We start from the raw sequence: 21,634 nt of genomic DNA on the forward strand, positions 1-21,634 counted from the left end.
AAAAATGAGTTGCTCATCCCCCAAATTAAAGGCTTCTCAGAATTGAGAAGCCTTTAATTACTAACTCCAGAATTATTAATTATTAACTATCGCTCGCGAAGATGTCTTCTAATTATTTTACCAACATTCGATTTAGGCAATTCCTTTTCAAAAGAAACAGCTTTCGGACATTTATATTTGGTTAAATTTTCTTTACAATAATCTAATATTTCCTGCTCTGTAAGGCTTTCATCTTTTTTGACAACAAAAGCTTTCACCACTTCTGTAGATTTTTCGTCTGGAATACCAATTACAGCAACTTCTAAAACTTTATCCATACCAGCAATCACATCTTCAATTTCGTTAGGATAAACATTAAAACCTGATACATTGATCATATCTTTTTTTCGATCCACGATCTTAAAAAAGCCATCTTCATCTTGTACTCCTATGTCACCAGTCCTAAACCATTCCTTATTAAAGAAAGTCTCTTCGTTTAATTCTGGCTTATTCCAATATCCACTCATCACTTGTGGGCCTTTTCCGCAAATTTCGCCAGGCTCACCCAAATTCACTTCTTTTCCCTCTTCATCCAATATTTTCATATCTGTACTTGGAGTAGGCATTCCAATCGTCCCAATTCGTTCAGTACCATCTAAAGGATTAACACTCAAAACCGGAGAAGTTTCACTTAAACCATAGCCCTCAACAAGCGGACCTCCAGTTAATTCTTTCCATTTTTCGGCCACCGCTCTTTGCACTGCCATACCGCCTCCAATAGAACCTTTCAAATGTGAAAAATCTACTTCTTTAATATTAGGTTGATTTAATAATCCATTAAACAAAGTATTAACCCCAGTCATCAAGGTAAAAGGGTGTTTTTTCAACTCCTTAATAAATGCTGGCATATCTCTTGGATTGGTAATCAAAATACTTTTTGCCCCAATACTAAACATTAGGATACCATTTACTGCTAGGGCAAAAATATGATATAATGGCAGAGCTGTAATCATTTGTTCTTGCACTCCGTCAGCAAATAGTGGCTTGAACCATTCCTTAGTTTGCATTGTATGAGCTACCAAATTTCTATGCGATAACTGAGCCCCTTTACTTACACCTGTTGTTCCGCCCGTATATTGTAAAAATGCTAAATCTGACGGATCAATCTCTGGCTTTTTGAAAGAAGTACTTTTACCTTTCTTCAAGGCATCTTTAAATTTAACAGCAGTAGGTAAATTAAAGCTAGGCACCATTTTTTTGATATTTTTTACAACAAAATTCACAATACCTCCTTTTAAACCTCCCAGCATATCACCCAGCTGAGTCACCACTACGGTTTTAATTTCCGTTTCCTCCAAAATCTTTTCAAGGTTACTCGCAAAATTGGCTACAATCACAATAGCTTTTGCTCCAGAATCCTTAAACTGATGAGCCATCTCTCTGGCAGTGTACAAGGGGTTAGTTCCTACAACGATAACTCCAGCTTTCAGAGCTCCGATCATAGCAATAGGATACTGCAAACAGTTCGGCATTTGAATGGCCATCCTGTCCCCTTTTTTCAGACCAGCCTCATTTTGCAGATAAGCAGCAAAATTGTTCGATAACTCATCCACTTCTGAATAAGTCAATACCTTACCCATGTTTTCATAGGCTTCATTGCTCCCATACTTCTGAAAGACTTCTTCAAACAAGGCAGGAAGGTTTTTATATTGATCGGGGTTAATCTCTCTCGGTACTCCTTTCGGATAATTATTGTACCATGGAAAATCGCTCATAGTCGTATATTTTATTTCAATTATTTCGTTTCGGGTTGGAAATTACTAAAAAATATTATTCTTCCATAGAGCAAATTCAAACAACATTCATACACTTGAATGTAATTAAACGAGATAAGCTGTAAATCAACTGATTAAGGGCTTATGTTTTTACACGGTTAATTTTTAAAAAATGATTATTTAATGAAATAAAGTAGGTCAACTTCTACCACTTTCTACCGTTGAGGGTGCTAAAGGTAAAAGTGTTGCTATGCGCAATTACTATAGATTTAATCAATAAATAGATTGTTAAAAAAGATAGGATTTTGATAACATAAGCAGACAAAATATGTTAACTTTGTATCTTAATTGAAATTAGTCTAAATAATTCATATATGAGTAAAGACGATCAAATACTGGAAGAATTCGCCTCAAAGGAATATGAGCATGGTTGGACAGTAGATTTTGAAGCAGACTCAGCTCCTCCGGGGCTAAACGAAGATATAGTACGTTTTATTTCTGCCAAGAAAGAAGAGCCGGAATGGCTGTTGGAATGGAGGCTGAATGCATATCGTAATTGGAGAAAAATGGCAGAGCCGAAATGGGCTAATGTGCATTATCCGAAACCAGAATTTGAAGATATTATATATTATTCTGCACCTAAGCCAAAAGACAAGCCTAAGAGCTTAGATGAAGTAGATCCGGAAATGAGAAAAACCTTTGAAAGATTAGGTATTTCTTTAACAGAACAAAAAAGATTAACAGGAGTAGCTGTTGATGCAGTAATGGATTCTGTTTCAGTAGGAACTACATTCAAAAAACAGCTAGGCGAGTTAGGAATAATATTCTGTTCTTTCAGCGAGGCTGTTAAAGAACATCCTGAACTGGTTAAAAAATATATTGGTTCAGTGGTTCCTTCAAATGACAACTTCTATGCAGCTTTGAATTCAGCTGTATTTTCTGATGGTTCATTTTGTTATATTCCAAAAGGAGTCAGATGCCCGGTTGAGCTTTCAACATATTTTAGAATTAATGCTGCTAATACAGGTCAGTTCGAGAGAACACTGATCGTAGCAGAGGATGATTCTTACGTAAGTTACCTGGAAGGTTGTACTGCACCAATGCGTGATGAAAACCAATTGCACGCAGCAGTTGTAGAGATTTATGCAGCTAAAAATGCTGAAGTAAAATACTCTACTGTCCAAAACTGGTATCCTGGTGATAAAAACGGTAAAGGCGGTATTTACAACTTTGTAACCAAAAGAGGAATTTGTGCTGGTGATTATGCTAAAATAGCCTGGACACAGGTAGAAACTGGTTCTGCAGTCACTTGGAAGTACCCTAGCTGTATCTTGAAAGGAGATTATTCGCAAGGGGAGTTTTACTCCGTTGCAGTTACTAACAATATGCAACAAGCCGATACAGGTACCAAGATGATTCATATTGGTAAGAACACCAAAAGTAGAATTGTCTCTAAAGGTGTATCTGGTGGAAAGAGTCAGAACTCCTACAGAGGATTGGTCGAAATCCACAAAAGAGCAGAAAACTCTAGAAATTTCTCACAATGTGACTCTCTATTAATGGGTGACAAATGTGGGGCGCATACTTTTCCATATATAGAAATTAAGAACAGCTCTGCTCAGGTAGAACACGAGGCTACCACCTCTAAAATTGGTGAAGATCAAATATTCTACTGTCAGCAAAGAGGGATAGATGAAGAAAGCGCTGTCGCTCTAATCGTTAATGGTTATTGCAAAGAGGTGCTAAATAATCTACCGATGGAATTCGCTGTTGAGGCGCAGAAACTATTAGCCCTAACGCTAGAAGGCTCTGTGGGATAGTACATATAGAATAGCACTTTGAATTCAAAGTACATTGAACAGAAGTATAATTTTTTGAAATAAGCATATATCATAATGTTATCAATTAAAGATTTACATGCCTCAATTGAAGGCAAAGAAATATTAAAAGGCATTAACTTAGAGGTGAAGCCAGGCGAAGTACATGCCATCATGGGGCCTAATGGTTCTGGAAAAAGTACCCTAGCTTCAGTATTAGCCGGAAGAGAAGATTACACAGTAGATTCTGGTGAAATTACTTTCAACGGAAAAGATTTACTTGAATTGGAAGCTGATGAAAGAGCTAAGGAAGGGGTTTTCCTTGCTTTTCAATACCCTATTGAAATACCAGGAGTAACGACTACTAACTTCATGAAGACCGCTCTGAACAAAATCCGTGAATACAAAGGGTTGGAACCGCTGGATGCTGTTTCTTTTCTAGGTCAGATGAAGGAAAAAATGAAATTGGTAGAAATTGACCAGTCGTTATTGAGCAGATCACTGAATGAAGGTTTTTCTGGTGGTGAAAAGAAAAGAAACGAAATATTCCAAATGGCAATGTTAGAGCCCACTCTCGCTGTCTTAGATGAAACAGATTCAGGTTTAGATATTGACGCCTTACGTATTGTAGCAAATGGCGTTAACAAATTGAAAAATGACGATAATGCAACCATTGTTGTGACGCACTATCAAAGGCTGTTGGATTATATAGTACCTGATTTCGTACATGTTTTATTCGATGGTAAAATTGTTAAAACAGGAGGAAAAGAGCTAGCGCATCAATTAGAAGAGAAAGGCTACGATTGGATCAAGGAAGAAGCAGGCGTTGCATAATTTTAATCAGCAATACATATGAGTAAATTGATTAAAGAAGATATCGATAAATTTTTTATAGCGCAATTTGAGTCTTTTGAAAACTCCTTAAATGGAGAGAGTAAAAAACCATTGCACTCAAAACGGAAAACCGCAATTGATAATTTCAAAGAAGTGGGATTTCCTCATGCAAAACATGAAGAATATAAATACAGTAATGTAGCCAAAATCTTTAGTAAACTTTTTGATGTAGAAAACTTATCTGACGATAGCTTTTCTTTAAGTTTAGACGAAGCTGCCAAGTACTTTATTCCAGAATTAAATGCGATTCGCTTAGTATTTATTAATGGTGTGTTAGATAGTAAATTGTCAGACCTTGATACATTGCCAAAGGGAGTACATATCCAAGCTATCAAAACTGCAGCAGATGATTATGCTGATGATTTTGAAAAGCATTTTAATACCCATAAAATCGAAGGGGCAGATAACTTTTCTGAACTGAATACAGCCTTTACAAATGGTGGCGTTTTTGTTAAAATTGATGCCAATGCAGTGGTGGAGACTCCAATTGCGTGCTATTATTTTAATGATGCGAAAAATGCAGATGTTATCAGCCAGCCAAGAAATTTGGTCATCGCTGAAAAGAATAGTCAGGCTTCATTGATTGAGTCATATGTTACTTTAGGCGAAAATACCAGTTTTACTAACGCAGTTACAGAAATTGTAATTGAGGACGATTGTATTTTTAATTATTACAAATATCAGAATGAATCTGATCAGGCAATTCAGGTTGGAGCTACCATGGTTCATCAATTAGGTAAGTCTGTTTTCAACGGAGTTACATTAAGTTTGAATGGCGCCATGCTCCGTAACAACTTAAATATTGCAATTCACAAAGAACACTCTGAAACAAATATGTATGGATTGTACTTATTAGATGGGAAAACCCATGTTGATAATCATACTGTAGTTGATCATAAAGTGGCAAACTGTGAAAGTAACGAAATGTATAAGGGGATTTTGGATGGTCAATCACGAGGTGTTTTCAATGGAAAAATCTTCGTAAGACAAGATGCACAGAAAACTAATGCATTTCAGTCAAATAGAAATGTAGTGCTTTCTGATGATGCTGAGGTAGACACAAAACCGCAATTAGAGATTTGGGCAGATGATGTTCAATGTTCTCATGGTGCCACAGTTGGTCAGCTGGATTTAGACCAGTTATTTTACTTGAGGGCTAGAGGAATTGATAAACAAACAGCAAAATCAATGCTATTAAATGCGTTTGCTTCTGATGTTCTAAGCAACATTAAAATTGAGGCTTTCAGAACACTAATTGAAAATAAAATTAACGAACGATTATAAATCTGTACATATGAGTATAGCAGTAGCACCAAATTTGGATATTCAAAAAATAAGAAAAGATTTTCCCATCCTTGAGCAAAAGGTGAATGGAAAACCTTTGATTTATTTTGATAATGCTGCCACTACTCAAAAGCCACATTCTGTAATCAATGCCATTTCCGAGTATTATAGTGGCTATAATGCCAATATTCATAGAGGATTGCATTCATTAGCTGAAAAAGCTACTACTGCCTTTGAAGACACAAGAAAGGTTTTTCAAAAATTCATCAAAGCTGCAGAGGTAGAAGAAGTAATTTTTACCAAAGGGACCACTGATGGTATTAATTTAATTGCTAATGCTTACGGAAGAAAATTTCTTCAAGAAGGCGATGAAATTTTGATCACAGCCATGGAGCACCATTCTAATATTGTGCCTTGGCAAATGATAGCTGAAGAAAAAGGGGCTATATTAAAAATAGTTCCTGTAAATACTAAAGGTGAAATTTCACTTGATGATGTAGAAGAATTAATCAACGATAAGACTAAAATTGTATCAGTAGTATATGCTTCCAATTCATTAGGAACGGTCAATCCAGTAAAAGAAATTGCGAAATTAGCACATGCTAAAAATGCTATAATGGTTGTGGATGGAGCTCAAGCTTCTTCTCATTGCGTTGTAGATGTACAAGATTTAGATTGTGATTTTTATGCCACTTCAGGTCATAAAATGTACGGGCCAACAGGATGTGGTATTTTGTACGGCAAGAGAGCTATTTTGGAAAAAATGACTCCTTACCAAGGAGGTGGTGAGATGATCAACAATGTGAGTTTTGAAAAAACCACCTATAACGATATCCCTTATAAGTTTGAAGCAGGTACGCCTAATATTGCCGATGTCGTTGCATTAAGGCATGCAGCGGAATACATTGAAAATATTGGAAAGGCAAACATTATGGCCCATGAGCAAGCGTTAACGCAGCATGCACATGAGCGACTTTCGGAAGTTCCGGGAATAAATTTCTACGGAACAGCAGATAATAAAGTGAGTGTTCTGTCCTTCACCATAGATAATGTGCATCCTTATGATGCAGGTATGATGTTGGATGCTAAAGGTATAGCTGTAAGGACTGGACACCATTGCACTCAACCTTTAATGGATCACTACGGAATAGAAGGAACAATTAGGGCTTCATTCTCTGTTTACAATACAATAGAAGAAATTGATTTTTTTGCAGACTCATTGAAAGATATTGTCGCAAAATTTAGCTAAAATTTAGTCAATGGCTGATAATTCAATCAACACAAAACAAGACGAGATTATAGAAAAATTTTCCATGTTGGATGGTGACATGGAAATGATGATAGGCTATCTGATGGAGCTTGGTGAAAAGCTTCCCGAGATGCCTGAAGGTTTAAAAACTGAAGATAATATTGTAAAAGGTTGCCAATCCAAGGTATGGTTAACTGCCGATGAAAATGACGGGGAATTACATTTTCAAGCAGATAGCAATACCGCAATAACAAAAGGACTTGTAAGTCTTTTAGTTTCTATATTGAACAATGGTAAAATAGATGACGTTTTGAATGCTGATTTATACTTTGTTCATAAAATTGGAATGAATCGTTTTATAGGTACGCAAAGATCTAATGGGTTTCTATCAATGATAAAACAAATCAAAATGTTTGCATTAGCGTATAAAACTAAATTAGAAAACGAAGCTTAAATTGATGCACTATGGCAGAAGAGACAAAATTTGAAAAGAAAACAGAAGTACCCAATTTAAGAGATAAAGTTCTTGAGGCTATTAAGTCTGTCTATGATCCGGAAATTCCAGTGGACATATACGAGCTAGGGTTAATATATGAAGTAAATGTGTATCCAGTAAATAACGTCTATATTCTGATGACGCTAACCTCTCCTTCATGCCCTGCCGCGGAAGAAATTCCAAGTGAAGTGGAAATGAAGGTAAGAGCGATTGAAGGAGTGAGCGATGTGAAAGTGGAACTAACTTTTGATCCACCTTACTCACAGGAAATGATGAGTGAAGCCGCTAAGCTGGAATTGGGCTTTATGTAGCCCCCTAACCCCCAAAAGGGGAATTGGAATTAAGACTTTTAAAATGAGTGATTTTAAAGAAAGAAGCTAGAGTCTTGAAGAAGAATAAAAGAATAATAAATAGTTGTTGAAATAAATGATTAAAAATGCCTAGACATTATCAGTCTTACATCTTTAATCTAAAATCTAAAATCTAAATATATGTATCCTGAAGAATTAGTAGCACCAATGCGTGCAGATTTAACAGAAGTTGGTTTTGAAGAACTCAAAACAGCTGATCAGGTGGCTGAGCACCTAAAAGACCATAAGGGAACGTCTTTAATGGTAATAAATTCAGTTTGCGGATGTGCTGCGGGTGCAGCAAGGCCAGGTGTTAAGTGGGCAGTGCAACAAAGCACAAAAAAACCCAATAATTTGACTACTGTTTTTGCTGGTGTTGATCAGGAGGCAGTAGCTAAGGCTAGAGAGCTAACGGCACCTTATCCACCATCATCTCCTTCTATTGCTTTGTTTAAAGATGGCGAGTTGGTTCACTTCGTGGAAAGACACCACATTGAAGGTAGAACTGCTGAAATGATCGGGAATCATTTGGTGCAGGTTTTTGAAGAATATTGTTAATATGATAGTAGAGTCTAAAACCTAGATTCAAGACAAACAGAAAAAAGGTTGCTGAAAAATTAGCAACCCTTTTTTTGTGTCTAATTATATTTTACTGATAATCAGCCGGAATCTTTCTCGCCTTAGAAGCTTTCTCGAAAGCATACGCCAATAGTAATACTTTCTGTTCAGAATACGGTTCTGCAATAAAAGTCAACCCCTTGGGCTGACCGCTCGCCTCATATCCCATTGGAACGGTTAAAGCAGGGTGATGAGCTACTGCTGCATAGCCTGCACTCCAGTTATTAATAGATATAACAGCATCCAAATCATTCTCCTGCATCATCGTTTCGAAATATCGCCTTCCTTCACTCATCAAACGGGTTTTCAAACTATCGAATGCTACTACTGAAGTAGAGTCATTTACAACCCCTTCAAATCTGGCTTGTCCGTAAGGAATTCTTACTGAAGAATCTTTTAAATTATATTGAATTACGTCCTGAACAGAGTGTAAATCAATACTTGAGCCAGCATAATTCTCAAAATAATGAGGTAAATCAGCTTTCATATCGAGGTTTAGTAATGTCAAAAAACCAGATAGATTCACTTCTGGTGCTTCCACCTCAACTAATACAGCACCTTGCTCCTCAAGTTTCTTAATATTCAATTTATATAAAGAGTCCGCCAAAAAACCTTTCATTATGCCTAATCTCATCCCAGATAAATCATTTTCTTCTAAAGATTTCCAGTACTCCTTATCGGAAGAGTTTCCAAGAGTGATTTCATCTCTTGGATCTTCGCCTGTCAAAGCTGAAAGCATAATGGCGTTATCTATAACATTTCTAGTCATTGGGCCAGGTGTATCCAAAGTGCTGGAAATAGGTACTATTCCTCCCCTACTCAACAATCCCACCGTTGGCTTCAACCCTACTATTGAATTAGAACTAGATGGCGATAAAATAGAACCTGATGTTTCAGTTCCTATTGCACCTGCTGCATAGTTAGCAGCAATAGCAGAACCACTACCCGAGCTTGATCCACCGGTATCAAACATTCCTCTACCATATGGATTTAAGGTTTGTCCACCTATAGCATTATAACCATTGGGACAGCCATCGCATAAGAAATTAGCCCATTCACTTAAACTAGATTTTCCCAGAATGATGGCTCCACTATTTTCTAATTGGCTCACAATAAATGCATCCTCCGTTTGATTATTCTGTAAAGCCACGGCACCAGCTGTTGTAGGAATACCTTTAAAATTTATATTATCCTTCAATAGAATCGGCATTCCATAAATAGGATGATGATCCTCAGAACTATTCTGATCCCTTTCGATGGCTTCTTGCACCGCATCAGGATTAATAGAAATAATATTATTTAAGGTACTCAAACTATCATTTTCGAAAAGTACTATTCGATACAAATACCATTGAGTCAACTCTTTATAGCTAAGTTTCCCTTCAGATATCGCAGTTTGCATACTTAACATATCCTGTTCTAATATCAAGGGCGTTAACAGCTGATATTCCTTATCTCCAAAATCACTAATTTGCGGTTCTATTTGCTTCCATAAATCATTTCTGTCGCTCACTTTTGACTGAATCAATTTATATCGCATCTGTTGAGATTCATGATCAGCATTTTCGGCAAGCAAGGATGTCTCATCATAAGGAACCCAAGTATCAATTTTGGTCTCTGGCTTATTCTCGCATGCCCAAAAACCCAATATTAGCAAGTAAAATATTCTTTTCATTATATAAGAGTTAGGTAGTTTAATAAATCAGTTCCCAATATAAACATTATTAAACCCTTTTATTTAAGGCTATTTTAATTTTACAGGATTGGTTGTTTTTCCTTATAATCAATAAAACTCCGGACTATTAAAGAATATCCCCCAGTAAACCTTCGCCTGTCGTAATTTTTGATCCTCTTCATAAAGAAATGCATCACCATTTTGATCTATCATAGGAACATGACGGCTCTTCGCGGTATTCCATTTTTTAGGCCAAATGGGTAAGTCATGCATAAATTTATTTTGAATAACGTTTCTGATCATTTCATGGTCATAACCAGCTGATAATGCTAATTGGTTTCCAAATGGAAGTTGACGAGCATAGTCAATCGCAAGAATTCCGTGAGAATACTTTCCGTAAGGAGTATCACTTAAGTCAAAGTAGCCATATCGTGAAAAACTTGAAGAATTGATTCTTTTGGTATTAGGATGGTCTTTATTACCTGTCCAAAAAATAAATGAAGTTGCAATGCTTTGTACAGAATCTTGATAACCAATTCTGATGGCAGCAGTCCTAAACTTATCTACTGACTTTGCTGCAAGTAGATCATTTTCATGCAATATAAAAAAATGTCCGAAGTTCAGACCTAGCTCTCCTGTTGGTTGTTTTGTATTCCACTTGTTAAAATAATATCGATAGAAGTAATGAAATTCATAAAAATGATCATTACTAAAAGGTGAATCAATATACGGCCGATAAATTGTGGAATACTGCTGAAAAGCTGAAGCCCATTTCACCCCTACTATTTGTTGAAAAGACTTTTCATAAAACCCAAGATCCTGGAAAGTATACAGTAAATCATAACGAATCGTCAAATTGGCATAAGATTTACCAATACTACTGGAAAAATAAGACCCTAACCGGTTTTGATGAGAGCCTATTTGTAAACTTATTCCAGCTCGCACATAGAAACTAAGATTTCCGTTTTTGATAGACTTTTCCTGTGCATATGAATTAGGAGGAAAGAGGCTAATTACTGAGAACAGCAAAATCACAATTAAAGCGAGCCATCCCTTAGGTTTCATTGCTTCTATCACGAAATAGCTTATTATAATACATTACAATTCATTTTTGATTTGCGGACGACAAAAGTAACTAGATAATATCATTAATCTACTCAGGATCACATGCCGGTTTAAAACTTGTAATTAACCCCAGCAGTAAAATTATAAATTGTCTGCGTGATGGGAACTATCGGTTCATCTTCATAAGAAAGCGTGAAGCTATTATTTATACCTAATTTCTCTGTAATTTTAGAATTTATATTGAGTTCAATGCTGTATCGGTTTCGCCATAGTTCTTCCTCAGGATCATAAGTAGTTTGATAATAATTAATAGTGTTAATATCAATGTAATCATTTACATCCCACCGAAATCCAATATAATTAGTTGATTTTATAAAACTTACCTTCATTTGCTTCTCAGTACCCGGTATCAACCAAGCCTCATATTCCCACATGATTCCAGGACTAAAGAAAAAACTAAAATTCTTTCTTTTAATAAAATCATTTCGAATACCAAGACCACCAATCCAGCGAGGGAATAAGCCTCTAAAATTGTCGTACTGAAATTGTACAAAAGCCTCAGGGTGCATTCTACGATTTTCAAAGATACTGAATCTAAGATGTTGAAATCCTGTATTCAAAAAAGCATCTTCATTTATTTCAAGATAAGAAAAATCGTTAATTAATGATAGTCTAGCATTCTTAGGAAAAATAGCAATGCTAGATTTGAAACTGGCTCCTAAAAACTCAACTGGTTCATTAGCTGCGGCACTTCTATTATACATTGAAAAACTGGCTGTCATATTACCCTTTATTAAACTGCTGTCTTTCTCAATCTTGGAACTTTGAAGGTTCAATATCTGACTAATTCCTGCATGTGAGAGGCAGATAAAAACTGCTACTAAAAAAAACTTCATTAAAACTCTTTTACCTATTAACAAAGGACAAATATTATTATAAAATAAGCAGCTACAAAGCATTCTAGAAGGAGATATTATTACGAACAGTCTAAAAAACATGAATCCTTACTACTTCTGCAATAAACTATTAAATCTTTGTGCTTAAGCAATTGGTATTTATCATTTGTATTGCTTTGCCTAGAAAAAATATCTCTTGATAAGAAATATTATATTGAAATTAAATCGCTTCCACATTGTCCTACAAAATAATATTTGGGTATTTTTTACACAATAGCGATTTATCAAAAAATAATTCTTACCTTTGTGCAACAATTACAATCCTAGGCTACTCGAAAGGTTCGAAAATGGCTTGGGTTAAGCCAGGGAATAATCGAGAGTCGCTTTAATGCAATAGGCTGCTTAGCAGTCATGTCACAACATATCCCTGATATTGTATTAAATTTTAAAAGAACACATGTTAACATTTGAAGAATTAGGCCTTAAGCCTGACATCCTAAAAGCAATTTTAGAAATTGGTTTTGTGGAACCTACTGCTATTCAGCAAAAAACTATTCCACATTTATTAAATACTAAGCAAGACCTTATAGCCTTAGCTCAAACGGGTTCTGGTAAAACAGCTGCCTTTGGGTTACCTGTTATCAACCAGATAGATAGTGAATCTAAAAAAACACAATCATTAGTATTGTGCCCTACAAGAGAATTAGCCATTCAAATTGCGAATGACTTTAACTCTTACACTAAATATTCTAAAAAATTAGATGTAGTTCCAGTATACGGTGGTGCTAGTATAGAAACGCAAATCAAATCGTTAAATAAAGGTGCTCAGATTGTGGTGGGTACACCGGGTCGTGTAGTGGATTTGATTAAAAGAAAAAAGTTAAAATTAGAAGACATTGAATGGGTAGTGCTTGATGAAGCAGATGAAATGTTGAATATGGGTTTTAAGGATGATTTGGATTTCATCTTATCACATACACCTGATCAAAGACAAACCTTATTGTTCTCTGCGACTATGTCGAAGGAAGTATTAAGGATTTCTAACAACTATATGAACAATCCTGAGGAAATATCTTCAGGAAAAAGAAATCAGGGTGCTGATAAAGTAGAGCATTTCTATTTCGTAGTGAATGGCAGAGACAAATACTTAGCCTTGAAGAGAATTGCGGATATCAATCCTGATATTTATGCTATCATCTTCTGTAGAACTAAGAGAGAAACACAAGAAATCTCTGACCAATTGATGGCAGATGGCTACAATGCTGATTGTTTGCATGGTGATTTATCACAAGCGCAAAGAGATGCGGTAATGGGTCGTTATAGAAAAAAGAATTTACAAATGTTGGTAGCTACAGATGTGGCAGCCAGAGGGTTGGATGTAAATGAAATCACGCACGTAATCAATTACAATATTCCTGACGATTTAGAAACCTATACCCACCGAAGTGGTCGTACTGGTCGTGCTGGAAAAGCGGGTATCTCAATGGCGATTATAGGCCCAAGAGACCTTAATAAAATCAAGCAATTAGAGCGTATTTTAGGCAAAACATTCACTAAAGCTGAAGTTCCTGCAGGAGATGCCGTAATTGAAAAGCAATTGATGTCCTTCATCGAAAAAGTGAAGTCTACAGAAGTTGAAGAAAAACAAATTGAGCCTTTTATCAACAATATTGCTGCTGAGTTTGAAGATTTAAGCCGAGAAGACCTCATCAAGAAATTCGTTTCTTTGGAATTCAATAAATTTTTGGATTACTACAAAAACTCTGCTGACCTAAATCAAAATGCCAAAGCAGGAAGAGATAGAGATTCGGACAGAGGAGGCGATAGAAGCGATCGAAGAAGAAAAGGTGGTGATTTTACTAAGTTATTCTTGAACATAGGCGAAAAGGATAATTTGAATGCAGGTACGTTGTTAGGCTGGATAAATGGCTTGCAAAGTGTTCCAAATGGAATTGAATTTGGTAAAATTGATGTTCAGAGAAGCTTTACTTTCATGGAAGTAGAAAGCCAACATGAGCAGACAGTTTTAGGTGCATTGAACGTGAGTGAATTTGATGGGCGTAAAGTCGTAGCCGAACCTAAAACGGGCGGAGGGCCAAGAACATCAAATAGATCTGATAAATCTGACAGACCAGACAAGAAAAGAGGAAGTGGATTCAAAAAACGCCCTGCTTCAGGTGGAGATAGAAAATCTGGCGGAAGAGCTAGAGTGAAAGCCGGATCCGGTGGTGGAAGAAGAAGATAATTTTCAAGTTAGGAGTTAGAAAACTTGAAGCTAGAAGTATGATTTAGCTTAAGATTCCTAAACATTAAAAATAAATGGAAAGCCTTTTTGCAGTAATGTAGAAAGGCTTTTTTGGTTTAAACCATCACATAGGTTTTACACTCAAACACATTTCTAGTCAATAACATCATCTGATATTAAACTTAGCATTCTAAAAATAAATAGGGCTAAGTGTAAAAATTACACTATCCTTTTCTCCAAATTAACTCCTGTCTATCAATAAGTTAACATACATTTAAATTTATAGACTTAACCTTTCACCAAAAATTCTTATGTTTTATTCAATAGATTTCCTAATTTCATTCCACTTAAACTATTACAAAAATTAATTACTATGGACGACTCAAATAAAGACAATCATTTAAACAGGCGTAAATTCTTGCGCAATATGGGGTTGGCAGCAGCCGGTATCACTATTGTACCAAGTAATGTAATTGCTGGCTTAGGGCATACAGCACCCAGTGATAAGCTAAATATCGCAGGAATTGGAGTAGGTGGCATGGGCCGTACTAATTTGCGACACATGAAGTCGCAAAATATTGTGGCTTTAGCTGATGTGGATTGGAAATATGCGGACAAAACTTTCAAGGACTATCCAAAAGCAAAAAAGTATAAGGATTACCGTAAGATGTTGGAAGAAATGGATAAAGATATTGATGCTGTTATGATCAGTACACCAGACCATACGCATTACGTATCTGCTAAAGATTCTATGAATGCTGGTAAGCACATATATCTTCAGAAACCATTAACACATTCCGTTTATGAATCTAGAAAACTTCGGGAGCTTGCAGACAAAACTGGAGTAGCCACTCAAATGGGTAACCAAGGAAATTCCTCCGATGATATGCGAAAAGTATGCGAATGGATTTGGAATGGTGAAATTGGTGAAGTAACTAAAGTTGATGCTTGGACCGATCGACCTATCTGGCCACAAGGTTTAGAAAGACCTAAAGAAGAAATGAACGTTCCTAGCACCCTAGATTGGGATTTGTTTTTAGGACCTGCAGCGGAAAGACCCTACCATGAAGCCTATACGCCTTGGAACTGGAGAGCTTGGTGGGATTTTGGCACTGGAGCATTAGGAGATATGGCCTGTCATATCATGGATCCTGTTTATAAAGCATTAGAGTTAGGCTATCCCTATGCTTTTCAGGCTTCATCAACTCAGGTAAATACTGAAAGTGCTCCTGTAGCAGAAAAAGTAACTTACTATTTTGGTGAAAGACCTAAAAAAGGCAAAATCAATATGCCAGCTGTAGAATTCACATGGTATGATGGAGGATTAAAACCCGATAGGCCAGAAGGTTTAAAAGAAGGAATGTATCCTGGAGACCAAATGGGTTGGGGTGGCGCCATATTTTATGGAACAAAAGGTACTCTAATATGCGGTACCTATGCTATGGAACCATTTATAATTGGTAGAGAAGATAATCCGCCACCTGTAACAAACGAATTAAGAAGAATTCCGAATGCTATGGAAGGTGGCCATGAAATGGACTTTGTACGTGCAGCCAAAGAAGATAAAAAATCAAGAGTAGAATGTAGTTCTAACTTCGCTTATGCAGGCCCATTAAATGAGGTCGTAGTATCAGGTAATTTAGCAGTTAGATTACAAGATTTAAGGAGAAAGCTAGACTGGGATGCTGAGAACATGAAAATCACCAATATTGGAGACGATGAGGAAATTAGGGTAGTCAGTACAGATAGTTTCACAGTTGTTGATGGAAATCCTAGATTCGATACAAAATATCAAACTATAAATGCCAAAAAAGCAGCTGAAGATTATATAAAACGTCCTTATAGAAAAGGCTGGAATTATTAATTGCTCAGCTATTTATATTTAAATCCAGTTGGCTCAAAAGAAGAATCAACTGGAATTATTTCTAAACAAGAATAAGTATATTTTTTGAAAATTTTAATAAAGAGAACAATGAAAAAATCATTATTTATCGGTTTCATCGCGTTGACAGCTATATATGCATGCGATAGCGGAAAAAAAGGAAGCACTGAAGAAAGTGCAGATTCTACCGCAACTGAAGAAGTTATAGAGGAAGTTACTGCAGTAGCTACAGGCCCCAATACGTTAACTTCAAAAGAAAAAGAAGATGGTTGGAAGTTATTATTCGATGGAAAAACAACTGATGGCTGGCGCGGATATAAAAAGGAGACTTTTCCTGTGGCTTGGAATATTGATAATAACGCACTTCATATTCAAGGTTCCGGTCGTGGTGAAGCTGGTGCACAAGACGGAGGCGACATTGTGTACGATCAGGAATTTGCTGACTTTCACTTGAAAGTAGAATGGATGGTCGATAGCGCAGCAAATTCTGGTATTCTTTATCGTGGTAAAGAAGAGTATGATTACATCTGGAAGACTGCTCCTGAAATGCAAGTACTGGACAATAAACATCATCCTGATGCAAAATTAGGAAAAAACGGAAACAGAAAAGCTGGATCTTTATATGACCTTATTGCAGCAAATCCACAAAACTTTAAAGGTCACGGCACTTGGAATCAAGCAGAAGTTATTGCTAAAGGAAATGACATCGTTCATATTCAAAATGGAGATACTGTCGTACAATATACCATCGGTTCTGAGAGAATGGCGAATCTAGTTGCCAATAGCAAGTGGGCTGATATAGGCAATGAAAACTGGGGGGCGATTGCAGCTAAAGGTTTCTTTGCTCTCCAAGATCATGGAGATGATGTATGGTTTAGAAATATCAAAATTAAGGAATTGAAATAAGTTTGAAGTCAGAAGTTGGAAGTACTTCGAACTTCCAACTTCTGACTTCCCACTTCTAACTCTTTTTGATTCCTTTCAAATACTTATAACTCTTTGTGATTTCATCAAAAGGATTTCCACTTTTGGTTTGATCTTGCTCTACAAAGAATTGCTTTAGACCGGCTGTAGATGCATGATTAAATATATTTTGCCAATCAATTACGCCCTCTCCTACTGCTGAGAAAAATTGCTCTTCTCCAGCTTCCATATCCTTTACGTGCCATAATGGAAATCTACCTTCATTACTTTTAAAATACCCAACAGGATCTACCCCAGCTCTGGCAGTCCAATATAAGTCTAATTCAAACTTCACTAGATTTACATCACATTGAGACAATAACAGATCATATGGAATTTTACCATCTAATCTTTCAAATTCGAAGTCATGATTATGATAAGCCATTTGTATTCCGTACTCTTTCGCTGTTTCACCACATGAATTCAATAAGTCAGAAAGTTCTTTATAATCATCTATACTTTCACGCTCTGAATCAAACAGATATGCACAAGCAATATGACTTTGACCTAATTCCGCAGCATCGGCAACTGTTCTCTCCCAATCGTTAGTCATGGTACCAATGTTATCTGGCATAGACCAACCAGTTAAAACGTGACTACTTTTTGCTTTCAAGTCTAATTCATCTAAAATAGCTTTGACCTCTTTAATACTTTTACCAAAGTACTTTCCATCTGAATAGTTGAAAAACTCTAGATTTTTATAACCAATATTAGCCGCTTTCTCAATCGTACCTCTAAAATCTTTCTCTAAAGCTTCCCTCAAAGTGTATAATTGTAAACCTGCTTCCTTTGCGACACCTTGCACTCGAGGTACACAAGATGAAACAATAGAAGGTGATATAAATGCTAAAGCCGAAGTCATTCCAGCTTGCTGTAAAAATTTACGTCTGTTCATAGTATAATAGTTTGATAATGGAATTTAGCAAATATTGTACATACATGGAAATATGCGAGCTAAAACAATTATGATTTTTTCTCCTTCAGCAGGTCCCTAATTTCTGCCAAAAGCTCAATATTTCTTGGAGTTGCCACAGTTCCATCTTGTTCATTTTCAGATTTCTTTCTTAATTTATTGAACATCCGTACGACTAAATAAATACAGAATGCTATAATCAAAAAGTCAATTGTAGTCTGAATGAGATTTCCATAATTAATGGTAATGGCGGCACCAACAATTTCTCCTTTATCATCCAATTCAGCTTCCTGATACACATAAACCAGATCTTGAAAATTCATTTTACCTATGAAAATGCTTAAAATAGGCATAATAAAATCCGCCACAACAGAATTGACCACTTTGGTGAAAGCTGAACCAATAATAATACCTACAGCCATATCGAATACATTTCCCTTTATGGCAAATTCCTTGAATTCCTTGAAAAAAGTCATGTTGAATAATTATAAATTAAGTAAATACAGAATATAAAAAAAGACAAAACAAAAAAAGCCACAAGATCTATACCTTGTAGCTTTTAAATATTAATAGAACGTATCCAGATCGAATAAGCAGCATCCAAATCCATTACATACTGTAGTTGTTTTTTAAATAAAACTAAGTAAGGTTTAGACTATTCTTTACAGTTTAGATCATTTCAAATAAACCGTAAAATATATCAATTCAGAAATATGCAGGTCAAAACACCAGCCAACTGTACTGCAGGAGATAGAACTCTAGAATTACTAAAATTCAATCGGAATGCTCACCATTGTATTAGCCCAAAGCATTTGAAGACTTACGTCACCATTTGCTTGATCAAAGCGAATAGTAAATGGTTCAAATAGATCATCTGACTTGTTTACAGGCACTTCAAATCTCACAAAATCATTTTCTTCATCATACTTATATGCACCCCACTGTCCAACATCTTTATTAAGTATAATAGTCCAACTCTTTGCGCCTGGAATAGTGAATACTGAATAGGTTCCAGCTGGAACTGTCTCCCCTGCCATCTTAATTGCATCTGTAACAGTTATTTCTGTTGCTTCATTAGCACCTGTTCTCCAAATTTTACCCAAAGGGGCAAGTTCAGCAACTTCGGTAAATGCCTCTCGCCCTCTTAAATGCGGTCTACCGTAAGTAACTTTGACATAAGTATCTTCAAAACTGTAAGTCACCATTCCTAAAGGACTTGGTTTCTGTTTTAATGCTTCTTGAGCCTGTACATCAACACCTAACAATAAAATTAGGGCAAAGCAGATCAATATCGGTTTGATTATATTTTTCATAATTTCCTGTTTTTATTTTAAAAGCAATTTACAATTTTATTAATGATAGCGCCATAAACCATTATATTTGTTTTATGAAAAAACCACAATTTGATGATATTTTCATGGAACTGGCTGTTAATCTTGCTAAACGCTCACACTGCATAAAAAGACATGTAGGTGCGGTCTTAACAAAAGAAACCAGAATCATTTCTATTGGTTACAATGGCCCTCCTGCAGGCACTCACAATTGTGATGAAGAATTCCCAGGAAAAGGTTGCGGATTGGATTCAAAAGGTAGTTGCATGTTAGCCATTCATGCAGAGCAAAATGCTATAATGTATGCAGTAAAGAATAATGCCTCCGTTGAGAATTCAACACTCTATGTTACACTTTCACCTTGTCTTTCTTGTGCAAGAATCATTTTCAGTATGGGTATTAAAAAAGTAATCTACTTAAATTCTTATGCACACTACAAAGGACTCGAAAGAGATGAAGGCATAGACTTTTTAGAAAAATTTGATGTAGAAGTAGAACACTATGAGGGTAATTTGCAAAATGTTACACATATGATTTGAAAATCTTCAATATCAATTAATTTCTTACTCACCTTAAGGAAAGGTACTATTACAACTAAATTTTTCTTTACTTTTGTTCTAAACTTAATTATAAAAGAATGAAAAATTTTAAATTATTATTAGTATTAATTGTCGGAATGTTAGCTTTCCAAGCATGTAACAATGATGACGAAGAAAACCTAGCAAATAAAGCCGATTTAGTAGGTCTTTGGACTTCCACTGAAGTAGAAACAACCTTTTTAGTTGATGGCGAACCTTATACTGACCAGGACTTAGGACCACAATTTGAAGGCGATGGGCAAACGGTTGTATTTAGAGAGGATAATACATTTACATCAAACGAAGGAACAATCGATGAAGACGCAGGAACCTATTCTTTAAATTCAGATGGTAGTGTTATTACTTTTAACAGCAATACCGGTGAAACCTACGATTTTGAAATTCTATCTGCCTCTGCTGATCTGTTAAAAATTAAACTTGAAGAAGACATTACTGCCTTAGCAGCATTATTCGGAGTCGAGATTGAAGAAGATTTTATTATTTCAAGTGAAGTAACTTTTGTAAAATAAAGGTTTACAATTACCCTATATAAAATTCACTTCAGGACTTAATTCAACGCCAAATTTAGATTGAATTGAGTCCTGAATTTTTTTTGCCAAATTCAATACTTCTTTCCCTTCCCCCTCTCCATAATTTACTAATACCAAAGCCTGCTTTTGATGCACCCCAACACCATTTTCTTGATACCCTTTCCATCCTGCTTTTTCAATTAACCAAGCTGCTGCTAATTTCACTTGTCCATTCCCCAGATCATATGAAGGGATTTCTGGAAATTCATTTTGTAGCTTTTTAAATTGTGCTGCATCAATAATTGGATTCTTGAAGAAACTACCAGAGTTTCCGATCTCTGCAGGATCCGGAAGCTTTGATTGCCTTATTTTGATAATTGCATCACTCACATCTTGAATAGAAGGGTTTTCAATATTCTTTTCAGCCATCACATCTTCAATGACACCATAATCAAGTTTTAATTGATGAAATTTAGGTTTATCAAGTTGAAAGCTTACAGTTGCAATTAGATACTGGCCTTTCAATTTATGCTTAAAAACACTTTCTCGATAAGCAAACTGACAATGTTCTGCAAAGAATACCTCTAATTTCCCTGTATTTAAATTGATAGCTTCAAGGGAATGAAAACTATCTTTAATTTCCACACCATAAGCCCCAATATTTTGCATCGGTGCAGCACCGACTGTCCCAGGGATTAAAGATAGATTTTCTAATCCTCCCCACTTTTGCTTAAGGGTGTGTAGTACAAACTGATGCCAACTTTCACCTCCTCCACATTTAACCGTGACGATCTTATCGGTTTCTTCTACTACTTCAATTCCCTCAATCCTATTTACTACTACTAGACCATGAAAATCATTTGTAAGTAATACATTGCTACCTCCTCCAAGTATCAAATGCCTATTATTCTTCCATTCAGAAGTACTCATTAGTTCCTGAAATTCCGATACAGATTTGATTTCAATGAATAAATCTGCTTTGACATCAAAGCCGAATGTATTGTAAGCCTTTAAATCCTTAGAATTCATGAATTTCAACATACAGTAATAAAAGTTAAAATAAGTTTATGATACAATAAAAAGTGTGAATCAAT

20 protein-coding genes are annotated in these 21,634 nt (G+C 35.8%); 12 read left to right on the top strand and 8 right to left on the bottom strand.

Annotation, left to right across the window (positions count from 1 at the left end):
• Window positions 1–86: 86 nt before the first annotated feature.
• Window positions 87–1,754, bottom strand: coding sequence for an AMP-binding protein (locus B9Y84_RS04790; RefSeq protein WP_085515932.1), 1,668 nt, complete (start codon window positions 1,752–1,754; stop codon window positions 87–89).
• A 374-nt stretch (window positions 1,755–2,128) separates the two neighbouring features.
• Between B9Y84_RS04790 and sufB the strand changes: the two genes are divergently transcribed.
• The 7 genes from sufB to B9Y84_RS04825 all read left to right on the top strand — a co-directional run bounded on the left by sufB (window position 2,129) and on the right by B9Y84_RS04825 (window position 8,402).
• A complete protein-coding gene (gene sufB / locus B9Y84_RS04795) occupies window positions 2,129–3,574 on the top strand; it encodes a Fe-S cluster assembly protein SufB (protein ID WP_085515933.1) in 1,446 nt (481 codons plus the stop codon).
• Between the two features lie 75 nt (window positions 3,575–3,649).
• Complete coding sequence (gene sufC, locus B9Y84_RS04800; RefSeq protein ID WP_085515934.1) at window positions 3,650–4,405, top strand: Fe-S cluster assembly ATPase SufC; 756 nt, start codon at window positions 3,650–3,652, stop codon at window positions 4,403–4,405.
• Between the two features lie 18 nt (window positions 4,406–4,423).
• Window positions 4,424–5,749, top strand: coding sequence for a Fe-S cluster assembly protein SufD (gene sufD, locus B9Y84_RS04805; RefSeq protein WP_085515935.1), 1,326 nt, complete (start codon window positions 4,424–4,426; stop codon window positions 5,747–5,749).
• A 10-nt stretch (window positions 5,750–5,759) separates the two neighbouring features.
• Window positions 5,760–6,998 carry an aminotransferase class V-fold PLP-dependent enzyme gene (locus tag B9Y84_RS04810; protein ID WP_085516044.1) on the top strand — a complete coding sequence of 413 codons (1,239 nt, stop codon included), beginning with the start codon at window positions 5,760–5,762 and terminating at the stop codon, window positions 6,996–6,998.
• Between the two features lie 10 nt (window positions 6,999–7,008).
• Window positions 7,009–7,452 (top strand): SufE family protein, encoded by a 444-nt coding sequence (locus tag B9Y84_RS04815; RefSeq protein WP_085515936.1) that lies wholly within the window; start codon window positions 7,009–7,011, stop codon window positions 7,450–7,452.
• Between the two features lie 11 nt (window positions 7,453–7,463).
• A complete protein-coding gene (locus B9Y84_RS04820) occupies window positions 7,464–7,805 on the top strand; it encodes an SUF system Fe-S cluster assembly protein (protein WP_085515937.1) in 342 nt (113 codons plus the stop codon).
• A 180-nt stretch (window positions 7,806–7,985) separates the two neighbouring features.
• Window positions 7,986–8,402, top strand: a complete 417-nt coding sequence (locus B9Y84_RS04825; protein ID WP_085515938.1) for a BrxA/BrxB family bacilliredoxin — start codon at window positions 7,986–7,988, stop codon at window positions 8,400–8,402.
• Window positions 8,403–8,493: 91 nt separating this feature from the next.
• Here B9Y84_RS04825 and B9Y84_RS04830 read toward each other — a convergent pair whose 3' ends face one another.
• The 3 genes from B9Y84_RS04830 to B9Y84_RS04840 all read right to left on the bottom strand — a co-directional run bounded on the left by B9Y84_RS04830 (window position 8,494) and on the right by B9Y84_RS04840 (window position 12,098).
• Window positions 8,494–10,137 (bottom strand): amidase family protein, encoded by a 1,644-nt coding sequence (locus tag B9Y84_RS04830; RefSeq protein WP_085515939.1) that lies wholly within the window; start codon window positions 10,135–10,137, stop codon window positions 8,494–8,496.
• Between the two features lie 108 nt (window positions 10,138–10,245).
• Window positions 10,246–11,214 carry a polymorphic toxin type 23 domain-containing protein gene (locus B9Y84_RS04835; protein ID WP_139827939.1) on the bottom strand — a complete coding sequence of 323 codons (969 nt, stop codon included), beginning with the start codon at window positions 11,212–11,214 and terminating at the stop codon, window positions 10,246–10,248.
• Between the two features lie 98 nt (window positions 11,215–11,312).
• Complete coding sequence (locus tag B9Y84_RS04840) at window positions 11,313–12,098, bottom strand: DUF481 domain-containing protein (RefSeq protein WP_176223717.1); 786 nt, start codon at window positions 12,096–12,098, stop codon at window positions 11,313–11,315.
• 457 nt (window positions 12,099–12,555) lie between these two features.
• On the opposite strand from B9Y84_RS04840, the gene B9Y84_RS04845 reads away from it, so the two are divergent.
• The 3 genes from B9Y84_RS04845 (at window position 12,556) to B9Y84_RS04855 (ending at window position 17,131) form a co-directional block, all read left to right on the top strand.
• The gene (locus B9Y84_RS04845) at window positions 12,556–14,343 is read left to right on the top strand and encodes a DEAD/DEAH box helicase (protein WP_085515942.1); all 1,788 of its coding nucleotides are present in this window, start codon (window positions 12,556–12,558) and stop codon (window positions 14,341–14,343) included.
• A gap of 373 nt (window positions 14,344–14,716) precedes the next feature.
• On the top strand, window positions 14,717–16,207 hold the full coding sequence (locus tag B9Y84_RS04850) for a Gfo/Idh/MocA family protein (protein ID WP_085515943.1): 1,491 nt from the start codon (window positions 14,717–14,719) through the stop codon (window positions 16,205–16,207).
• Between the two features lie 108 nt (window positions 16,208–16,315).
• Window positions 16,316–17,131, top strand: coding sequence for a 3-keto-disaccharide hydrolase (locus tag B9Y84_RS04855; RefSeq protein WP_085515944.1), 816 nt, complete (start codon window positions 16,316–16,318; stop codon window positions 17,129–17,131).
• Window positions 17,132–17,186: 55 nt separating this feature from the next.
• On the opposite strand, the gene B9Y84_RS04860 is transcribed toward B9Y84_RS04855, so the two are convergent.
• The 3 genes from B9Y84_RS04860 to B9Y84_RS04870 form a co-directional block, all read right to left on the bottom strand.
• A complete protein-coding gene (locus B9Y84_RS04860; protein WP_085515945.1) occupies window positions 17,187–18,083 on the bottom strand; it encodes a sugar phosphate isomerase/epimerase family protein in 897 nt (298 codons plus the stop codon).
• A 68-nt stretch (window positions 18,084–18,151) separates the two neighbouring features.
• Window positions 18,152–18,577: a large-conductance mechanosensitive channel protein MscL gene (gene mscL, locus B9Y84_RS04865; protein WP_085515946.1), complete on the bottom strand. Its 426-nt coding sequence runs from the start codon at window positions 18,575–18,577 to the stop codon at window positions 18,152–18,154.
• Window positions 18,578–18,868: 291 nt separating this feature from the next.
• Entirely contained in the window at window positions 18,869–19,414 is a 546-nt protein-coding gene (locus B9Y84_RS04870) for a DUF2911 domain-containing protein (RefSeq protein WP_085515947.1), read from the bottom strand.
• Window positions 19,415–19,488: 74 nt separating this feature from the next.
• Between B9Y84_RS04870 and B9Y84_RS04875 the strand changes: the two genes are divergently transcribed.
• Together B9Y84_RS04875 and B9Y84_RS04880 are read left to right on the top strand one after the other, a co-directional pair.
• Complete coding sequence (locus tag B9Y84_RS04875) at window positions 19,489–19,971, top strand: deoxycytidylate deaminase (protein WP_085515948.1); 483 nt, start codon at window positions 19,489–19,491, stop codon at window positions 19,969–19,971.
• 98 nt (window positions 19,972–20,069) lie between these two features.
• Window positions 20,070–20,540, top strand: a complete 471-nt coding sequence (locus B9Y84_RS04880) for a lipocalin family protein (protein WP_085515949.1) — start codon at window positions 20,070–20,072, stop codon at window positions 20,538–20,540.
• Window positions 20,541–20,555: 15 nt separating this feature from the next.
• Here the strand turns inward: B9Y84_RS04880 and murB are convergent, their stop codons facing one another.
• Complete coding sequence (gene murB, locus B9Y84_RS04885) at window positions 20,556–21,569, bottom strand: UDP-N-acetylmuramate dehydrogenase (protein WP_245830819.1); 1,014 nt, start codon at window positions 21,567–21,569, stop codon at window positions 20,556–20,558.
• Window positions 21,570–21,634: the final 65 nt, after the last annotated feature.

The organism is Marivirga sericea (genome assembly GCF_900177665.1).
GTDB classification, from domain to species: domain Bacteria; phylum Bacteroidota; class Bacteroidia; order Cytophagales; family Cyclobacteriaceae; genus Marivirga; species Marivirga sericea.

Bases quoted from the DNA above. Each gene is read 5' to 3' on its own strand.
- B9Y84_RS04840 (WP_176223717.1), bottom strand. From the start codon at position 12,098: ATGAAGTTTTTTTTAGTAGCAGTTTTTATCTGCCTCTCACATGCAGGA.
- B9Y84_RS04845 (WP_085515942.1), top strand. From the start codon at position 12,556: ATGTTAACATTTGAAGAATTAGGCCTTAAGCCTGACATCCTAAAAGCA.
- B9Y84_RS04825 (WP_085515938.1), top strand. From the start codon at position 7,986: ATGTATCCTGAAGAATTAGTAGCACCAATGCGTGCAGATTTAACAGAA.
- B9Y84_RS04850 (WP_085515943.1), top strand. From the start codon at position 14,717: ATGGACGACTCAAATAAAGACAATCATTTAAACAGGCGTAAATTCTTG.
- B9Y84_RS04875 (WP_085515948.1), top strand. From the start codon at position 19,489: ATGAAAAAACCACAATTTGATGATATTTTCATGGAACTGGCTGTTAAT.
- B9Y84_RS04830 (WP_085515939.1), bottom strand. From the start codon at position 10,137: ATGAAAAGAATATTTTACTTGCTAATATTGGGTTTTTGGGCATGCGAG.
- B9Y84_RS04855 (WP_085515944.1), top strand. From the start codon at position 16,316: ATGAAAAAATCATTATTTATCGGTTTCATCGCGTTGACAGCTATATAT.
- murB (WP_245830819.1), bottom strand. From the start codon at position 21,569: ATGAATTCTAAGGATTTAAAGGCTTACAATACATTCGGCTTTGATGTC.
- B9Y84_RS04790 (WP_085515932.1), bottom strand. From the start codon at position 1,754: ATGAGCGATTTTCCATGGTACAATAATTATCCGAAAGGAGTACCGAGA.
- B9Y84_RS04880 (WP_085515949.1), top strand. From the start codon at position 20,070: ATGAAAAATTTTAAATTATTATTAGTATTAATTGTCGGAATGTTAGCT.
- mscL (WP_085515946.1), bottom strand. From the start codon at position 18,577: ATGACTTTTTTCAAGGAATTCAAGGAATTTGCCATAAAGGGAAATGTA.
- B9Y84_RS04815 (WP_085515936.1), top strand. From the start codon at position 7,009: ATGGCTGATAATTCAATCAACACAAAACAAGACGAGATTATAGAAAAA.
- B9Y84_RS04860 (WP_085515945.1), bottom strand. From the start codon at position 18,083: ATGAACAGACGTAAATTTTTACAGCAAGCTGGAATGACTTCGGCTTTA.
- sufC (WP_085515934.1), top strand. From the start codon at position 3,650: ATGTTATCAATTAAAGATTTACATGCCTCAATTGAAGGCAAAGAAATA.
- B9Y84_RS04870 (WP_085515947.1), bottom strand. From the start codon at position 19,414: ATGAAAAATATAATCAAACCGATATTGATCTGCTTTGCCCTAATTTTA.
- sufD (WP_085515935.1), top strand. From the start codon at position 4,424: ATGAGTAAATTGATTAAAGAAGATATCGATAAATTTTTTATAGCGCAA.
- sufB (WP_085515933.1), top strand. From the start codon at position 2,129: ATGAGTAAAGACGATCAAATACTGGAAGAATTCGCCTCAAAGGAATAT.
- B9Y84_RS04810 (WP_085516044.1), top strand. From the start codon at position 5,760: ATGAGTATAGCAGTAGCACCAAATTTGGATATTCAAAAAATAAGAAAA.
- B9Y84_RS04820 (WP_085515937.1), top strand. From the start codon at position 7,464: ATGGCAGAAGAGACAAAATTTGAAAAGAAAACAGAAGTACCCAATTTA.